We start from the raw sequence: 291 nt of genomic DNA, 5'->3' as shown, positions 1-291 counted from the left end.
GCCGTCGAACAGCCGGGCCTTGCCGTTCTCGCCCACCATGCGGGAGCCGTCCCTGTTGACCAGGGTGTTGCTCAGCAGGCCGACGATCTCCTCCTCGTGGGCGCCGTCGAACACCGGGGTCGCGACCTTGGTGCGCGGCTCGACGTTGGTCAGGCCCTTGTCGCGCAGGCGCTCCGCCCAGGCCTCCTCGACGCCGCTGACGTCCCATCCCCGGGCGGCGATCCAGCCGAGGTGTGTCTCCAGCACCTGACCGACGTTCATACGCCCGGGAACACCCAGCGGGTTCAGGAC

Annotated in this window: 1 protein-coding gene; it reads right to left on the bottom strand. The window is 70.1% G+C overall.

The genetic code is table 11. The features are described 5' to 3' along the window. Positions 1–291 (bottom strand): hypothetical protein (locus tag N5079_RS35250; protein WP_410007863.1); only part of this gene is annotated, 291 nt, incomplete at both ends.

The sequence above is a fragment of the Planotetraspora sp. A-T 1434 genome (genome assembly GCF_025420585.1).
In the GTDB taxonomy this organism is placed as follows: domain Bacteria; phylum Actinomycetota; class Actinomycetes; order Streptosporangiales; family Streptosporangiaceae; genus JAOEGB01.
This window is presented reverse-complemented; position numbering and strand designations above follow the sequence as displayed.